The sequence below is a fragment of the Micropruina sp. genome (genome assembly GCF_027492755.1).
Lineage (GTDB): Bacteria > Actinomycetota > Actinomycetes > Propionibacteriales > Propionibacteriaceae > Micropruina.
This window is the reverse complement of record NZ_JAPUED010000014.1, coordinates 11,863-29,698: the sequence shown is the minus strand read 5'-3', so window position 1 is coordinate 29,698 and position 17,836 is coordinate 11,863. Positions and strand designations below refer to the sequence as shown.

Annotated in this window: 11 protein-coding genes; 8 read left to right on the top strand and 3 right to left on the bottom strand. The window is 67.8% G+C overall.

Going from position 1 to position 17,836, the window contains the following annotated elements; translation table 11 throughout:
* The coding region (locus tag Q0066_RS00780; RefSeq protein WP_298129097.1) for a glutamine synthetase beta-grasp domain-containing protein at positions 1–688 on the bottom strand (688 nt) is incomplete at its 3' end.
* 169 nt (positions 689–857) lie between these two features.
* Here Q0066_RS00780 and Q0066_RS00775 point away from each other — a divergent pair.
* The 6 genes from Q0066_RS00775 to Q0066_RS00750 all read left to right on the top strand — a co-directional run bounded on the left by Q0066_RS00775 (position 858) and on the right by Q0066_RS00750 (position 10,418).
* Positions 858–1,292, top strand: a complete 435-nt coding sequence (locus tag Q0066_RS00775; protein WP_298129095.1) for an RDD family protein — start codon at positions 858–860, stop codon at positions 1,290–1,292.
* 186 nt (positions 1,293–1,478) lie between these two features.
* The gene (locus tag Q0066_RS00770) at positions 1,479–3,284 is read left to right on the top strand and encodes an ABC transporter family substrate-binding protein (protein ID WP_298129092.1); all 1,806 of its coding nucleotides are present in this window, start codon (positions 1,479–1,481) and stop codon (positions 3,282–3,284) included.
* A 166-nt stretch (positions 3,285–3,450) separates the two neighbouring features.
* Positions 3,451–4,977, top strand: coding sequence for an ABC transporter permease (locus Q0066_RS00765; RefSeq protein WP_298129090.1), 1,527 nt, complete (start codon positions 3,451–3,453; stop codon positions 4,975–4,977).
* Positions 4,974–6,194, top strand: coding sequence for an ABC transporter permease (locus tag Q0066_RS00760; RefSeq protein ID WP_298129087.1), 1,221 nt, complete (start codon positions 4,974–4,976; stop codon positions 6,192–6,194). Before Q0066_RS00765 ends, Q0066_RS00760 begins: the two co-directional genes overlap by 4 nt.
* A complete protein-coding gene (locus tag Q0066_RS00755) occupies positions 6,191–7,999 on the top strand; it encodes an ABC transporter ATP-binding protein (protein WP_298129086.1) in 1,809 nt (602 codons plus the stop codon). Before Q0066_RS00760 ends, Q0066_RS00755 begins: the two co-directional genes overlap by 4 nt.
* 184 nt (positions 8,000–8,183) lie before the next feature.
* A complete protein-coding gene (locus Q0066_RS00750) occupies positions 8,184–10,418 on the top strand; it encodes a 6-phosphofructokinase (protein ID WP_298129084.1) in 2,235 nt (744 codons plus the stop codon).
* A gap of 253 nt (positions 10,419–10,671) precedes the next feature.
* Here the strand turns inward: Q0066_RS00750 and treZ are convergent, their stop codons facing one another.
* Complete coding sequence (treZ, locus tag Q0066_RS00745; RefSeq protein ID WP_298129081.1) at positions 10,672–12,456, bottom strand: malto-oligosyltrehalose trehalohydrolase; 1,785 nt, start codon at positions 12,454–12,456, stop codon at positions 10,672–10,674.
* Entirely contained in the window at positions 12,456–14,825 is a 2,370-nt protein-coding gene (gene treY, locus Q0066_RS00740) for a malto-oligosyltrehalose synthase (protein ID WP_298129080.1), read from the bottom strand. Before treY ends, treZ begins: the two co-directional genes overlap by 1 nt.
* A 200-nt stretch (positions 14,826–15,025) precedes the next feature.
* Here treY and Q0066_RS00735 point away from each other — a divergent pair, with 200 nt between their 5' ends.
* On the top strand, positions 15,026–16,240 hold the full coding sequence (locus tag Q0066_RS00735; RefSeq protein ID WP_298129079.1) for a hypothetical protein: 1,215 nt from the start codon (positions 15,026–15,028) through the stop codon (positions 16,238–16,240).
* A 47-nt stretch (positions 16,241–16,287) separates the two neighbouring features.
* Positions 16,288–17,836: ABC-F family ATP-binding cassette domain-containing protein (locus Q0066_RS00730; protein WP_298129077.1), on the top strand; the 1,549-nt coding region annotated here is incomplete at its 3' end.

Here is a 17,836-nt window from a genome sequence, read left to right as displayed (position 1 = left end):
GGTAGTTGATCTCGGCCTGGCCGGCGGTGCCCACCTCGTGGTGCGCGCGCTCGACGGTCAGCCCCACGTTCTCCAGGTTGCGCACCATGTCGTCGCGCAGGTCGGTGAAGTGGTCGACCGGGGCGACCGGGAAGTAGCCGCCCTTGTACTTCACCTTGTAGCCGCGGTTCGGACGGCCGTCGCCGTCGGACTCGCTGCCGCTGTTCCAGGCGCCGGCCTCGGAATCGATGTAGTAGTAGCTGGCGTTCTGCTTGGTCTCGAAACGCACCGAGTCGAAGATGTAGAACTCGGCCTCGGGAGCGAAGAACGCGGTGTCGCCGATGCCGGTCGACTTCAGGTACGCCTCGGCCTTGCGGGCGATGTTGCGCGGGTCGCGGCTGTACGGCTCCTTGGTCAGCGGATCGTGCACGAAGAAGCTCAGTGCCAGCGTCTTGGAGCGGCGGAACGGGTCGATGAAGGCGGTGGTCGGGTCGGGCAGCAGCGCCATGTCCGACTCGTGGATCTTCTGGAAGCCACGGATGGAGGAGCCGTCGAAGGCGAGACCGTCCTCGAACACCTCAGGGCCGAACGAGCTGGCCGGGACGGTGAAGTGCTGCATGACGCCGGGCAGGTCGCAGAACCGGATGTCGATCGTCTCGACGCCTTCACTCTTCACATAGGCCAACAGATCGTCAGCGCTCTGGAACATCTTTCCTCCGAGTGGGATATGGGATCAGAACGTCAGTCACCCTAGGGAGACCGGGTTTCCACACGATTGCACATTTGTTTCAGCGGCGTTACGCGGACGGCGCCACGCGGCCGTTCCGGCCGGTGGGGAAATGCTCCGCCGGAGGTCCGCGACGCTAGGATCGCCGGTGATGACTGCCCCAGCCGCCGACGCCGACGACCGCTATCCCGGCGAGTCCCTCGGGCTGCCCGAGACCGGACGCGGGGCGCTGGCCAGTTGGCGCGCGCGGTTCGCGGCGCTGATCATCGACTGGGCCGCCTCGATGGCGCTTGCGGTGATCCTGTTCGGAGTCGGCGTGCTGCGCGAGCCGGGCTGGCGCAGCTGGATGATCATGACCGTGTTCTTCGTGCAGTCCTCGGTGCTGACCGGCTTGGCCGGCGGGAGCTTCGGCCAGATCCTGGCCCGGATCGGCGTCGCCCGGTTGAACGGCCGTCCGATCGGCATTCTGCGGGCCGTCGCCCGTCAGGCGATGATCTGCCTGGTGCTGCCGACCATCGTGATCGGTGCGGAACGACGCGCGCTGAACGACCTCGCCCTCGGCACCGTCGTGATCAATCGACGCTGATCGCCCCGGTGCCCACATGGGACCGGGACCTCAGCCATCAATAACGATCCGACAACCGTCCTTGCGTTTTCATTGCGGGCCCACAGGGCACGCACTAGCGTGGTCGAAGCTCACCCATCGGACGGGCCTGCATTGCGGCACCCACAAGGACCGGCAGTCCCCCGCCGACCTAGACCTGGAGGAACATTGGGTACCAAGAAATGGGTCGCAGGCGCCGCAGGCGTGCTCGCAAGCGCCCTCGCGCTGACCGCCTGCACCCCCGCACCGCAGACCTCGTCCAGCGCGTTGAACTCGGGATCCGTGGCCAACGTGGCCTGGAACGACACGTTCTACTCCTACAACAACCTGACGACGTTCGGTAACGCGACGGTCAACACGAACATCATCTACATGTCGAACGACGCGTTCAACTACTACGACAAGGACTTGAACCTCGTTAAGAACGAGAGCCTCGGCAACTACGAGAAGGTCTCGGACAAGCCGCTGGTGGTCAAGCAGACCCTCGCCGACACCGCGATGTGGTCCGACGGTGTGCCGGTCACCCCGGCCGACCTGGTCCTGTTCTGGGGTGCGCAGAGCGGCCTGTTCAACACCTACAAGTCGAAGGTGGACGCCGACACCGGCGCGGTGGGCAAGAACACCGGATCGAAGGTGTTCTTCAACGCCAGCTCCCCGAACCTGGCCCTGATCAAGAAGTTCCCCACCATCGATGGCAAGACCATCACCTATGAGTACTCCAAGCCCTTCGTCGACTGGGACAAGGCGCTGCTGAACACCACGGTGCCGGCGCACGTCGTCGGCAAGCGCGCGCTCGGCATCGACGACCCGGCGCAGGCCGCGCAGGCCGTCTCGGATGCGTTCAAGGACAAGGACAACGCCGCGCTGGCCAAGATCTCGAACGTCTGGAACCTGGACTTCAACTTCAAGGACATGCCGGCCGACAAGGAACTCGTGGTGGGCAACGGTCCCTACACGATCACCGACATGAAGGACGGCCAGTACGTCACGCTGACCCGCAACGCGAACTACAAGGGTTCGCATGTGCCGACCATCGACCAGATCACGGTGAAGACGATTCCCGATCCGCAGGCGTCGGTGCAGGCGCTGCAGAACGGCGAGGTGCTGGCCACCCAGCCGCAGGCCACCGCCGACATCCTCAAGCAGATGCAGGCGCTGCAGAACGTCACCGTGCTGGAGGGCGACGGTGGTACCTATGAGCACGTCGACATGGCGCAGAACAACAAGGGCCCGTTCGATCCGGCCAGCTACAACGGCGACGCCGCCAAGGCCGCCAAGGTGCGTGAGGCGTTCCTCTACACGATTCCCCGCCAGCAGATCATCGACAACCTGATCAAGCCGCTCAACCCCGGTGCTGCGATCCGCAACTCGTTCACCACGGTGCCCGGCGCTCCCGGCTACGACGCGATCTCCGCCAACAGCGGCATGAAGACCACCTTCGAGGGCGGCCCGAGCGTCGACAAGGCGCAGGCGCTGCTGAACGAGGTAGGCGTCAAGCCGACCGTGCGTTTCCTCTACGACAGCAAGAACACCCGCCGTCAGCAGGAGTTCCAGCTGATCAAGGAGTCCGCCGAGAAGGCCGGCTTCACCATCCAGGACGGTGGCAACGAGGCATGGAGCTCGATGCTGTCCGACACCAGCAAGTACGACGCCGCGCTCTTCGGCTGGCAGTCCACCTCGACCGGTGTGACCGAGTTGGACGCCAACTTCCGCACCGGCGGTCAGAACAACTTCTACGGCTACAGCTCGAAGAAGGTCGACGGTCTGCTCGATCAGTTGCAGTCCGAGTTCGATGCGACGAAGCAGCAGGCGATCGTGCTCGAGATCGAGAAGCAGTTGGTGCTCGATCAGTTCGGCATCACCATCTTCCAGTTCCCGCAGCCGACGGCGGTGAGCAGCCGGTTGCAGAACTTCAGCTCGATCGCCCTCTCGCCGACGTTCTTCTGGAACTTCTGGGAGTGGAAGCTCAGCTGAGTCCGTGCTGACGTTGACGTGACAATCACGACGGTGGGGCGCCAGGGAACCGATCCCGGGCGCCCCACCGTCCTTTGTCTCAACTAGGCAACACCTGTAGTGAGGCCTGTATTCGCGTCGGTTCTGGTTCTAGACTGACGCAACCGTTCGACTGCAAAGGCACGCAATGCTCCGCTTCATCGCACGCAGACTGGCGATTGCGCTCGGCCTGTTGTTGGTCCTCTCCGTCGTGATCTACGCGCTGCTCGATATCGCCATGGATCCGTTGGAGGATCTGCGCACTTCACCGGCCCTGAATCGCGACGAGTTGATCGCGATTCGGGTGGCCCAACTCAACCTGGATCTTCCCTGGTACCAGCGGTACTGGATGTGGCTCACCAATTTCGTCCGAGGCGATTTCGGGATGGCCTGGCGCACCGGGCAGTCGGTCAACGACATGCTCGGGGGCGCGGCGCTCACCTCGATCCAACTGGTCTTCGCGGCCACCGTCATCGCTTTGATCCTCGGTGTCGTGGTCGGTCTGCTCAGCGCACTGCGGCAGTACACCACCTTCGACTACGCGATCACCTTTGTCTCCTTCGTGCTCTACGCGTTGCCGATCTTCTGGGTGGCGGTACTGCTCAAGCAGTACCTCGCCATCGGCGTCAACGACTACCTGAACAACCCGACCATGAACTGGGTCGCGGTGATCGCCGTATCGGTGATCGCGGCGTTGTTCTGGGCGGGGGCCATCGGGGTCGGGATTCGCCGTCAAGCTCTCATCTTCGGCTGCGCGTTCGTGATCACCTTCGGATCGTTGGTCTACATCCTGCTCAGCGGGTGGCTGCTGAACCCTCAGATCGGCCTGGTCGGAATGGCGATCATCGGCCTGGCCGCCGCCTACGCGGTGACGGTGATCTTCTCGGGCATCAACAACAAGCGGGCTTTGTACTCCGCACTCACCACGGCGGTGGTGGGTGTCGGCATCTACGTCGGCCTGCAATGGCTCTTCGTCTACGTGCCGATGAACGAGGTCTGGCTGTTCGGCTTGCTGCTGGTCGCCATCGCGGTGGCGCTGGTGATCGGCTGGGCCTGGGGTGGTCCCGACCGGGCGGTGTCGATGCGTGGCGCTGTCGTGGTCGCGGTGATCATGTCGGTCGCCGTGTACGTCGACCGGGTACTGCAGGGCTGGCCGCTCTACATGAACGCGAGCGCGATCAACCGCCGTCCGATCGCCACCATCGGGGCGGAGACCCCGGGGCTGGGCGGCGACTTCTGGATCAGCCAGCTGGACAAGTGGACGCACCTGCTGTTGCCCACCATCGCCCTGGTGATGATCTCGTTCGCCGGCTACACCCGCTACCAGCGCGGCTCGATGCTCGAGGTGATGAACCAGGACTACATCCGCACCGCCCGTGCCAAGGGTCTCTCCGAACGCCTGGTGATCGTCCGGCACGCCCTGCGCAACGCACTGCTGCCGCTGGCCTCCATCGTCCCGGTCGACTTCATCACGATGATCGGCGGCGCGGTGATCACCGAGACGATCTTCAACTGGGCTGGCATGGGGCGCATGTTCGTCACCTCGCTGGCAGGCAGTGAGATCGACCCGGTGATGGTCTACATCATGATCACCGGAGCGCTGGCGATGATCGCCAACCTGGTGGCCGACTTCCTCTACGGCATTCTCGACCCAAGGATCAGGGTGAACGCATGAGCAACGACGATCAGACGCCCGGCGTCACCCCTGAGGAACAGCCGATAGCGGCCGAGTTGGCCGGCGAAACGCCCGGTGCCGCGGTCGAGCGCGATCCGCTCGGGGTGCTGCCCGATGCCGGCACCGGTGCGGAGCCGCTCGACCCCACCGACGAGGCGTTCGGCCGCGGCGAGGGAGTGGGCACCAGCAAAGAGGTCGAAGGCCTCTCCCAGGGACAGATCGTCTGGGGCCGTTTCATCCGGCACAAGGGCGCCATGGGAGGCATCATCACGCTCGCCGTGGTGGCACTGCTCGCACTGTCCTCGATGGGCCTGTTCGGCATCCGTGGCTGGTGGCGCATTCAGGACTACAACGCCAGCGGCAACATCGTGAACGGGGCGGCGCCGACGCTGACCCTGTTCCCGTTCTCGCTCGGCGAGCACCCCTTCGGTCAGGACGACATCGGCCGCGACAATTTCTCGCTGGTGATGAAGGGCATCCAGACCTCGCTGATGGTGATGGTGGTGCTGGGCCTGATCACCCTGATCATCGGTGTCGCCGTCGGTGCGCTGTCCGGCTACTACCGGGGCAGGACCGACACCGTGCTGATGCGGTTCACCGACCTGGTGATCACCCTGCCGGTCATCGTGATCGGCGCCGTCCTGGGTCGGCTGATCAACACCCTGCCGGCCAAACTCGACTGGCCGTACTCGGCTACGCAGGTGATCCGCGACAATCTGCCGCTGCTGCTGGCGGTGGTGCTCGGTCTAGTGCTCTGGACGGGTCTTGCCCGGTTGGTGCGCAGCGAGTTCCTCACCCTGCGCGAACGGGAGTTCGTCGACGCGGCCCGGGTGGCCGGGGCGAGCGACTGGCGGATCATCAGCAAGCACATCCTGCCCAACGCGGTCGGCGTCATCATCGTGAACACCACCCTGACGATGTCGGCGGCCGTCGTCCTGGAGGCCGCACTGAGCTTCCTCGGCTTCGGCGTCAAGCCGCCGAACGTGTCGCTCGGCCTGTTGATCTCGCAGTACCAGGGCGCGTTCGCCACCCGTCCGTGGCTGTTCTGGTGGCCGGGCCTCTTCATCATCCTGATCGCACTGAGCATCAACTTCATCGGTGACGGGCTACGCGACGCCTTCGATCCGCGCACCAAGAAGATTCCGTCGCAACGACAGATGGACAAGGCGATGGCACAGATCGTGCCGCAGGGCGCGACCGAGGGAGGCGCGAAGTGACCACGCTCGACAAGGAGAACAGCTCCGGCAATCATCTGCAGGACGCCGTCCGGCTGTCGAAGACCATCGGCGGCCCGGTCAACAAGGGCGATGTGATCCTGCGGGTCCGCGACCTGAGCGTGAACTTCTGGGTCAACGGGTCGTGGTTCACCGCTGCCAAGGGCCTCACCTACGACCTCAAGGCCGGCGAGGTACTGGCGATCGTGGGCGAATCCGGCTCGGGCAAGACCCAGTCGGCGATGAGCCTGATCGGCCTGCTGCCCAAGAACGGACGCGCGACCGGCTCGGCGAAGCTCAAGGACACCGAATTGATCGGAATGACGATCGGTCAGCTCCAGCACGTCCGGGGCAATGAGATCTCGGTGATCTTCCAAGAGCCGATGACCGCGCTCAACCCGGTCTACACGGTCGGTTTCCAGATCGTCGAGACGCTGCGCACCCACTTCGTGATGGCGCCGTCTGCGGCCAAGGCACGGGCCATCGACCTGATGCGGCTGGTGGAGATTCCCGACCCCGTGGACAGCTTCGACAAATTCCCGCACCAGCTCTCCGGCGGCCAGCGGCAGCGCATCATGATCGCCCAGGCGCTGGCCTGTGACCCGAAGCTGCTGATCGCCGACGAGCCGACCACGGCGCTCGACGTCACGGTGCAGGGCGAGATCCTGAAGCTGATGCGTGAGCTGCGCGAACGCGTGACGGCGGCCATCATCCTGATCACCCACGACATGGGTGTGGTGGCCGACATGGCCGACCGGATCGTGGTGATGAAGGACGGCCAGGTCGTCGAGCACGGCACCTCCGACGACATCTTCAACCGGGCTCAGCATCCGTACACCAAGCAGCTGCTGGCGTCCGTGCCGCACCTGGGTTCGGCGACCGCCGAGGAGGAGCTGCCGCACGCCCGGCTCACCCTGGTCGCCGAGGGCGAGCAGGCCGGCGTCCCCATGCCGGAGACCACGTCGACGGCCACCCCGGCGCTGCTGATGGACGACGTCGCCATCGAATACCCCAAGCAGGGACGGCGGGCGGCCTTCCGCGCGGCGAACCACATCAACCTGCGGATCGACCCGGGCGAGGTGATCGGCCTGGTCGGCGAGTCCGGTTCGGGCAAGACCACCATCGGACGCGCCGCGGTCGCCCTGCTGCCCGTGGTGGAGGGTCGGCTGATCATCAACGGACGCGACATCACCAACGCCAAACCGAGCGAGCTGAAGCCGTTCCGCAAGGAGGTCGGCATCGTCTTCCAGGATCCGGGGTCGTCGCTGAACCCGCGGCTGCCGGTCGGTGAGTCGATCGGTGAGCCGATCATGCTGCACCTCGGGCTGAGGGGCTCCGAGTTGTCGAAACGGGTGGAGAACCTGCTGGACAGCGTCCAGCTACCCCGTTCGATGCGGAACAGGTACCCGCACGAGCTCTCCGGCGGCCAGCGGCAGCGGATCGGCATCGCCCGAGCGCTGGCGTTGCAGCCCAAGCTGCTGATCGCCGACGAGCCGACGTCCGCCCTCGACGTGTCGGTGCAAGCCCGGGTGCTGAAGCTGTTCCAGGACCTGCAGGCCGAGTACGGCTTCGCCTGCATGTTCATCAGCCACGACCTGGCGGTGGTCGAGATGCTCAGCCAGCGGATCGCGGTGATGCGGCACGGCTACCTGGTCGAGGTCGGTCCCACCAAGGAGATCGTCTCCGATCCGCAGCACCCGTACACCAAGCGGCTGCTGGCCGCGGTGCCGGTGCCCGATCCGGCCGAGCAGCGCCGTCGGCGTGAGCTGCGCGACGCGATCATCGAGCAGGAGCAGATCGTTTCGTAGCCGTCCGCTCGATCGAGTTCGGCTGCCGTTGATCGAGCCTGTCGAGCGAACCGTTGGTTGAGCTCGTCGAAACCTGGATCTCGACAAGCTCGATCAACGGTGGTGCCGCTCGACCGGCGACGAAAGGGTAAACACTTCCCCCATTTCCTGGTCGCGCTGGTCTGGAGTTCGACAGGATTGCCCCATGGTCGAACTCATCGGCGCCGGCAAGCGGATCGGCATCCTGACCAGCGGCGGCGACGCCCAGGGCATGAACGCGGCGGTGCGGGCCGTCGTCCGGACGGCGATCACCCTGGGTGCCGAGGTGTACGCCATCTTCGAGGGCTACCAGGGCATGATCGACGGCGGTGACGGCATCCGGCAGTTCGGCTGGGACGACGTCGGCAACGTGCTGCACCGCGGCGGCACCGTGATCGGCACCTTCCGCAGCAAGCAGTTCCGGGAACGTGACGGACGCCGCATCGCCGCCCGCAACCTGCTGGCCGCCGGCATCGACCGGCTGGTGGTGATCGGCGGCGACGGCAGCCTGTCCGGCCTGGACGCCTTCCGCACCGAATGGCCGGAGCTGCTGGCCGAGCTGGTCGAAGCCGGCGAACTGGACGCCGCCACGGCCGCCGAGCATCCGTCGCTGATGATCGCCGGGCTGGTCGGCTCCATCGACAACGATCTGGTCGGCACCGACATGACGATCGGGGCGGATTCGGCGCTGCACCGCATCGTGTCCGCCATCGACGACCTGGCCAGCACCGCCGCCAGCCACCAGCGCAGCTTCGTGGTCGAGGTGATGGGCCGGCACTGCGGCTACCTCGCGTTGATGGCGGCCGTCGCCGGCGGCTGTGACTATGTGCTGACCCCGGAGAACCCGCCAGCCGACGGCTGGGAGGACAGGATGTGCGCCGAGTTGCGGCGCGGCCGGTCCGCCGGACGCCGCGATTCGATCGTGCTGGTCGCCGAGGGCGCGACCGATCGTTCCGGCAACCCGATCTCGGCCGAATACGTCCGGGCGACGCTGGAGAAGCGGCTCGGCGAGGACACCCGGGTCACCATCCTCGGTCACGTCCAGCGTGGCGGCAGCCCGAGCGCCTTCGACCGCTGGTGCTCCACCTGGCTGGGCTACGAGGCGGCCCGGGCACTGCTGACTGCGGACGCCGACACGCCGGGTCGGGTGTTCGGCTTCCGCGGCAACCGGGTGGCGGCGGTGGACCTGATGGAGGCGGTCCGGAACACCCGTGAGGTGCCGGCCCTGATCAAGGCCGGCGACTACACCGCCGCGATGGCGAAGCGCGGTGGGTCGTTCGAGACGATGAATCAGCTGTTCGCCGAACTGACCGAACCGTCGCGGGTGGCGGCCGGTGAGGGGGCCAGGCGGGTCGGCATCATCCACGGCGGCGGCCTGGCCCCGGGCATGAACACCGCCGCGCGGGCCGCGGTCCGGCTGGGTATCAGTCGCGGGCACACCATGCTCGGCATCCACGACGGATTCCCGGGCTTGCGGGACGGCCGGATCAGCGAGTTGACCTGGGGCGACGTCGAGGCTTGGACGGCCGACGGCGGCGCGAACCTGGGGGTGCGGCGGACCATCCCCACCCTGGAGGAGCTGTACAAGATCAGCCGCCAGTTGGAGGACCACCGGATCGACGCACTGCTGGTGATCGGCGGCTGGAACGCCTACCAGGCGGCCCATCTGCTGCACAGCGAGCGGGAACGCTACCCGGCCTTCCGTATTCCGATCGTCTGCGTGCCGGCGTCCATCGACAACAACCTGCCCGGTTCCGAGCTGGCCATCGGTGCCGACACCGCTCTCAATGTGATCGTCGAGGCGATCGACCGGATCAAGCTGTCGGCGTCGGCGACCACCCGCTGCTACGTGGTCGAGACGATGGGCCGCTACTGCGGCTACCTGGCGCTGATGGGCGGCCTGGCCGGCGGCGCCGAGCGGATCTACCTGCACGAGGAGGGGGTCAGCCTCGACCAGCTCAACGACGACGTGAAATGGCTGCGGCGCTCGTTCGCCGCCGGACGGTCGCTGTTCCTGGCGGTGCGCAACGAGCGGGCCAACGAGCACTACACGACCGACTTCATCGCACGCCTGCTGGAAGAGGAGGGCCGCGGCCTCTACGACGTCCGGCAAGGGGTGCTCGGACACCAGCAGCAGGGCGGTTCGCCGACCCCGTTCGATCGGTTGCTGGCTACCCGGCTGGTCGGCCACGGGCTCGACCTGATCGCCCGCGAGTTCGAGGCGGACGCCGACGGCAGCTACCTGGTCGGGCTGACCGAATCGCAGATCACCGACGTGCCGGTGACGTCCATGATGGGCCTGATGGACCGCACCTTCCGCCGTCCGAAGAATCCGTGGTGGCTGCAGCTGCGCGACGTCACTCGAGCGGTCGCCGAAGAACCCGAGCCCGCGGACGCCTGACCGGTCGCCATCCGCCGCCAGCGTGGTTCGAACGTCGGGGGACGGTTCTTTCTCGTGCGGTTTTCGAACGCCAGAGAACCGTCCCCTGGCGTGCGGTTTTCGAATGGACGAGAACCGTCCCCGGAGGTGCGAATTTCGGATGCCGGAGAACCGTCCCCGGATGTGCGACCTCGGGAGGAGATCCCGGCGTTCGCCGGGATGACGAGGTGGGCCCGTCATCCCGGACTTGCTCCCGGGATCTCGCTTTGTCAGGTCACACGACGATGCGCGGGATCTCACCGGTGATGTCCGGCAGGGGCGCCCGGAGCAGACCGACGCTTTGCGGGCCGAGGGCCACCTCGCCGGCGTAGGTGAGCACGACCTCACCGAACCGGGCCAGCAGCTGGGAGCCGTCCGGCACGGTGAGCCGGCCGGGCTCGTCACCGAGGTTGGCCAGCACCTCGACGGTGCCGCGGCGGACCAGCAGCAGGTCGCCCTTGCGGACGACGGCGCCCTCGCCGAGCGCGGCGTCGCGGACGGTGGGTAGTTCGCGCCGCAGCCGCAGCAGCGTCTTGTACCAGTCCAGGAACTCCTGCCGTTCCGGGTCGTCCAGGTCGGCCCAGTTCAGGGTGGAGGTGTCCACGGTGCCGGGATCCTGCGGGTCGGGGACGTTGCCCGACCAGCCGTGCTCGGCGAACTCGGCCTGCCGTCCGGTCCGGATCGACTCGGCCAGCCATTCCTCCTCGTGATCGGTGAAGTACTGCCACGGCGTCGAGGCGTCGAACTCCTCACCCATGAACAGCATCGGCGTGTAGGGCGAGGTGAGCAGCAGCGCCGCCCCGATCGCGGCCCGGCCCCGTCCGGCCAGGTGGCTCAGCCGCTCACCGGTGGCCCGGTTGCCGATCTGGTCGTGGGTCTGCAGCGAGCCGACGTAGCGCCAGCCGGGTGTGATGGACGGCTGGATCGGACGGCCGTGCCGGCGTCCGCGGAAGCTGGAGTACACGCCGTCGTGGAAGAACGGGGTGTGCGCCAGCACCTTCGGCAGCGCCTGGGGATCGGCGAAGTCGGCGTAGTAGCCCTGGGTTTCACCGGTCAGCAGCACATGCAGGGTGTGGTGGATGTCGTCGGCCCACTGCCCGTCCAGACCGAGGCCGCCGGCCCCGCCCGCACTCGGCACGGCGACGGTACGGGGGTCGTTCCGGTCCGATTCGGCGACCAGCACCCGGGGGATGCCGGTGGCGGTGCCGATGTCTTCGGCCAGCGTCGCCAGTTCCTCCAGCAGATGGATCGCGGACTCGTCGTGCAGCGCGTGCACGGCGTCCAGCCGCAGCCCGTCCAGGTGGTAGTCGAGCAGCCACTGCCGGACGTTGTCGAGGAAGTAGGCGCGCACCTCGTCGCTGCCGGGTCCGTCCAGATTGACCGCGACGCCCCACGGCGTCTGGTGCCGGTCGGTGAAGTACGGCCCGAACTGCGGCAGATAGTTACCGACCGGTCCGAGGTGGTTGTAGACGACGTCGAGCCAGACCGCCAGCCCGCGGACGTGGGCGGCGTCCACGAAACGCTGCAAGCCGGCCGGCCCGCCGTACGGCTCGTGTACCGAGTAGAGCGCCACACCGTCGTAGCCCCAGCCGTTGCGCCCCGGGAAGGAGGCCACCGGCATCACCTCGATGACGTCGACGCCGAGGTCGACCAGGTGGTCCAGCCGTTCGATGGCACTGTCGAAGGTGCCGGCGTCGGTGAACGTGCCGATATGCAGTTCGTAGATCACCGAGCCCTTCAACGGGCAGCCTTTCCAGTCGCCGTCGCTCCAGTCGAAGCCGCCCGGATCGACCAGTGCGCTGGCAGCGTGGACGCCGTCCGGCATCCGGCGGGCTCGCGGGTCGGGCAGTGGGTCGCCGCCGTCCAGCGAGAACGCGTAGCGGCCGTCGCCCGGGTCGGCGTCCACCGACCACCAGCCGCCGCCCTCGGGTGACATCGGCTCGACCCGTGCGCCGTCGACCCCCAGATGGACGTCGACCCGCTGGGCCTCGGGGGCCCATACCGAGTAGCGCTGCAGCATCAGGCCGCCCTCACCAGCAACGCGACGGGCAACGCGTTGAACAGCGAGCCCGTGCCGTCGCGGTGCCGGGCACCGGTGAACATGTCGACCCAATCGCCGGCGGGCAACGGTACGGACGCCGGCAGCGGCGTCCGGGGCAGCCGACGCACGGCTACGACGATGTCGTCGCCGCGGGTGAAGCCGAGCAGGCCGTCGCCGAGCGGCAGCGGGGCGTAGCCGGCGGCGAAGTCGTCCGGTCGGTCGCGGCGCAACCGCAGGGTGCGTGAGGTGACCAGCAGCACCTCGTCGTCGAGATCGTGTGCGGAGCCCGCGGCATCCAGCGCGGCGAGCCGGACGGCGTGCGCGGCGAAGTCGATGTCGGCGCGGTTGTCCGGATCGACCAGGGTCAGGTTCAGCAACTCCGCCCCCTGATAGGTGTCAGGGACGCCGGGCAGGGTCAGTTGCAGCAGCTTCTGGGCCAGCGTGACGGTGCGGATCGCTTCCGCATTGACGCGTGCGGCCTCAGCGATGGCGTCGCCGACCGGGCCACCCGCCAGGATCTCCCGACCCAGCGCCTGGACTCGTTGTTCGTAGTCGTCGTCGGGATGCAGCCAGCTGGTGCGCTGCTTGCCCTCGCGCAGCGCCTTGGTCAGGTAGGCGTCCAGCCGATCGGCGGTCAGCCCGGGTGTGCCGGCGATGGTCTGCCAGACCAGATGCCCGGTGGGTGCGTCCACGCCGTGCCGCACCGCCGCACCGGCGGCCAGGTTGGCGATCCGGGTCCACGACGCACCGTCGCCGGCCAGGGCCAGCAGCCGGGCCCGGACGTCCTCGCTGCGCTTGGTGTCGTGGGTGGACAGCGTTGTCATGCCCAACGGCCAGCGGTCGGCCTGATGCGCGGACCAGGCGTGCAGCGCCTCCACCCCGGGGTGCTCGCCGTGAGCCGGGTCGCCGCCCACCTCGTTCAGCGCGACCAGCCGGTGCCAGCGGTAGAAGGCGGTGTCCTCGATGCCCTTGGCCATCACCGGCCCGGTGGTCTGCTGGAACCGGACGCACAGGTCGCGGGCGGCGTCGGTGTCACCGGGCGCGGTCTCGGGTCGTTCCAGCACGCCGGCCAGGGTGACCGTGACCTCGGCCAGGTCGGGACGGTCGGCCCGCACCCGCTCCAAGGCCTGGTGCAGCGGCGCGACCAGGGCGGGATCGGCGGGCGCGCCCGGGGTGACGTAGGCACGGTAGACGTGCAACTGGACCAGCAACTCTGACAGCGCGGCCCGCAGCCGGGCCGGGTCGGTGCCGGGCAGCGCGGCGACCGCGGCCCGCTGCAAGCGGTTCAGCTCGGGCTGCAGCAGCTGGGCCAGCACCTGCCGCTTGCAGCCCTCGACACAGGCAGCCAGCACCGGCTCGCCCCCGGTGGCCGCCCAGGTGGTGGTGACGGCGTCGACCCCGGACGGATCGACCAGCGCCGCATCGATCACCGCGGCCGCGTCGTAGCCGGTAGTGCCGTGACATGCCCAGCCGGGCAGCCGTTCGTCGCCCTCCAGGATCTTCTCCACCCAGATCGGCGTCCCCGGACGGCAGGCGCCCGCCAGTCGCGCCAGATAGCCTTCCGGGTCGGCCAGGCCATCGGGATGGTCGATGCGGAAGCCGTCGATCAGGCCCGCATGGTGCAGCTCCAGCAGCAGCTCATGGGTGGCGTCGAACACGTCCGGCTCTTCGACCCGGACGGCGACCAGTTGGTCGACCTCGAAGAACCGCCGATAGTTGAGCACCTCTGGTGCCTCGGTGTGCGAGGCGAGCAGCCAATGCTGGCCGGCCAGCAGCTCGGCCAGATCGGACGTCGCGGGCCCGTCCGGACGCAGCGGCAGCACATGCTCGTAGTAGCGCAGCACCGGCTGGCCGGCCGCGGGGCCCTCGTCATCGCGTCCGGTATCGAGTTGCAGCTCGGACAGGGTGTCGGCGAGCGGGCCGCCGAGGATCGGCAGCCCGAAACGGCCACCGAGATGCTCCCAGTCGACATCGAACCAGTGCGCGAAGGTCGAGTTCCGGCCGTGTCGTAGAACGTCCCACAGCGGTGCGTTGCGCCACTGGCCGGCGACCAGGGCCATGTGGTTGGGCACGACGTCGACCACAATGCCCAGCCCGTTCGCGCGGCACCGCGCGGCGAGGCGTTCGAAGGCCTTCCGGCCGCCCAGTTCCGGGTTGATCGCGGTGTGGTCGAGGACGTCGTAGCCGTGCTGCGACCCCGGCACGGCGGTCAGAATCGGTGCCAGATAGACATGGCTGACGCCCAACGCGGCTAGTTGGGGCACGGCTGCGGCTGCGTCATCGAGAGTGAAGCCGCGGTGCAACTGCAGGCGGTAAGTGGCCGTGAACGGCGTGGCGAGGGGCTCCATCCAGCCGATTCTCGCAGAACCCTCCGACAGAAGGAGTAGCTCGGGCGCCACGCCGAGCTCGCCCGATCCCCGGCGATGGCGGGACGGGTGTGCCTAGACTCGCTGAGACGACCGCAGCCGTGCCGCACGGGCCGACCCCCGCGAGTCGGCGTCCGATCAGGTGCTGGCAGGTCGCGGCTGACTTGACGGAGGGGCGAAAGATGCAACAACGCAGGCTGACGACCGGCAGGCTGTGGACAGCCGGTCTGGCCGCACTGCTGATGGCGGGCTGCTCGGCCGCACCCGGGGCGTCCGGGCCCGCCCAGACACCGACCGGCCCCGGCGCGACCAGCCCGGCCGCGCCGAGCGTGTCACCGAGCGGCAGCCCGACCAGCCCCGAGCCGAGCAACCCCACCCAGCCCGGGCGTCCGGCCAGCAACGTGCCGATGACCAAACTCAAGCCCGGTGAGAAGCCACCGCAGTTCGTGATCTTCTCCTTCGACGGTGCCGGCAGCCATACCCGATGGCAGGAGTTCCGGGCAGCGGCGAAGCCGACAGATTCCCGCTTCGTCGGCTTCCTCTCCGGCATCTATCTGCTGACCAACCAGAACCGGACGAAATATGTCGGCCCGGGCCATGCCCCCGGTAAGGCCTCGATCGGTTTCGGCGGCAGCAAGGCCGACGTGATCACCCTGATCAAGGACCTGAATCACGCGGTCGCGGCCGGGGACGAGATCGGCACGCACTACAACGGGCATTTCTGTTCCGGTTCGGGGCATGCCGGGAACAGTTGGTCCACGGCGGACTGGAACTCCGAACTCGGCCAGTTCATGAAATTCCTCACCGACTACAAGAAGCTCAACGGCTGGGGCGACGAGGTGCCCGACCTGAAGGTGACCCCGAAGGACATCAAGGGCGGTCGCACACCCTGCCTGGAAGGCAAGCTCGCGGCCATGGCGCCGGCCTGGAAGAAGTACGGAATGACCTACGACTCCTCACTCAGCCTGAGCGGAGGAATCAGCTGGCCGGTGAAGGTGCGCGGCATCTGGGAGTTCCAGATGCCCTACGTCTATTCGCCCGGCTTCAAGCGCAGCGTGATGGCGATGGACTACAACATGTGGGTGACGTTCAACGGTGGCAAGAACCAGCCCGGTCGCGCCCCGGAGTTGCGGCAGAAGGTGCGCAAGACCTACGACTACATGTACCAGCAGGCCTATCGCGGCAACCGGGCGCCGGTGCTGATCGCGAACCATTTCAACAGCTGGAACGGCAACGCGTTCAACCCCGCGGCGATGGATTTCATGAAGGCGACCTGCGGCAAGCCGGACACCTACTGCACCACCTATCAGGACGTCATCGCCTGGATGCGACTGCAGGATCCGGCGGTGCTCAAGGCGCTGCAGGCCAAGAAGCCGGTGGCGACCGGAGGGTCCTGAGCCGGACGCCGTCCGGCGCACCGCGGGCGTCCCCCTACCCTTGACCGGTGGGTTTTCTGCTCGGAGCCGAGGCGCTGCACCTGGAGTATCCGACCCGGGTCGTGTTCGACTCGGTGACGCTCGGCGTCAACGAGGGCGACCGGATCGGCGTCGTCGGTCGCAACGGCGACGGCAAGTCGTCGCTGCTGCGGCTGCTGGCCGGACGCCTCGAACCGGACGGCGGCTGGGTGCGCCGGCGCGGCGACGTGCGGATCGGCATGCTCACCCAGGAGGACGCGCTCGCCAGCGGTGTGACGGTGCGGGCCGCGATCGTCGGTGACCAGCCCGACCACGCCTGGGCGTCCGACCCGAAGATCAGGGACGTGCTGGCCGGTCTGGTCGCAGATCTCGACTTCGAGGCGGCGGTGGACACCCTCAGCGGCGGGCAGCGCCGCCGGGTCGCGCTGGCCGCCCTGCTGGTCGGTGACTGGGACGTGGTGGCACTCGACGAGCCCACCAACCATCTCGACGTCGAGGGCATCACCTGGCTGGCCGCCCACCTCAACGGACGCTGGGCGCGCAACGCCGGCGGGCTGCTGGTGGTCACCCACGACCGCTGGTTCCTGGACGAGGTCGCCACCGCCACCTGGGAGGTGCACGACCGGATCGTCGAACCGTTCGAGGGTGGCTACGCCGCCTACGTGCTGCAACGGGTGGAGCGCGACCGGCAGGCGGCCGCTGTCGAAGCCAAACGGCAGAACCTGATGCGCAAAGAGCTGGCTTGGCTGCGCCGCGGGGCGCCGGCCCGGACGTCCAAACCGAAGTTCCGGATCGACGCGGCCAATCAGCTGATCGAGGACGTCCCGCCGCCCAGGGACCGGCTGGAGCTGAGCCGGCTGGCCACCGCGCGGCTCGGCAAGGACGTCGTCGACCTGATCGACGCCGGCGTCCGGTTCGGCGACAACGAGGTGCTGCGCGGCATCGAATGGCGGATCGCTCCCGGCGAGCGGACCTCGATCATGGGTGCCAACGGTGCCGGCAAATCGACCCTGCTGGGCCTGGTCGCGGGCACGGTGCGACCGACGTCCGGACGGGTGAAGCGCGGGAAGACCGTGAAGCTGGCGGTGCTCGACCAGCAGTTCGACGCGTTGACCGAGATCGCCGGCGACCGGGTCCGCGAGGTGCTGGCCAGGACCCGGACCAGCTATCAGATCGACGGTCGCGAACTCACCCCGGCACAGCTGCTGGAGCGGCTCGGCTTCGCCCGCGAGCACCTGTCGGCCCGGGTGGGGGAGTTGTCCGGTGGGCAGAAGCGGCGGCTGCAGCTGCTGCTGGTGCTGCTCTCGGAACCCAACGTCTTGATCCTCGATGAGCCTTCGAACGACGTTGACACCGACATGCTGGCCGCGATGGAGGACCTGCTCGACTCCTGGCCCGGCACGCTGCTGGTGGTCTCCCACGACCGCTACCTGGTCGAGCGGGTCACCGACCAGCAGTACGCCATCATCGACGGGCACCTGCGACATCTGCCCGGCGGGGTGGACGAGTACCTGCGGCTGCGAGCGGGACAGGCGGCGTCCGGATCGGCCGCGTCCGGATCGGCCGCGTCCGGATCGG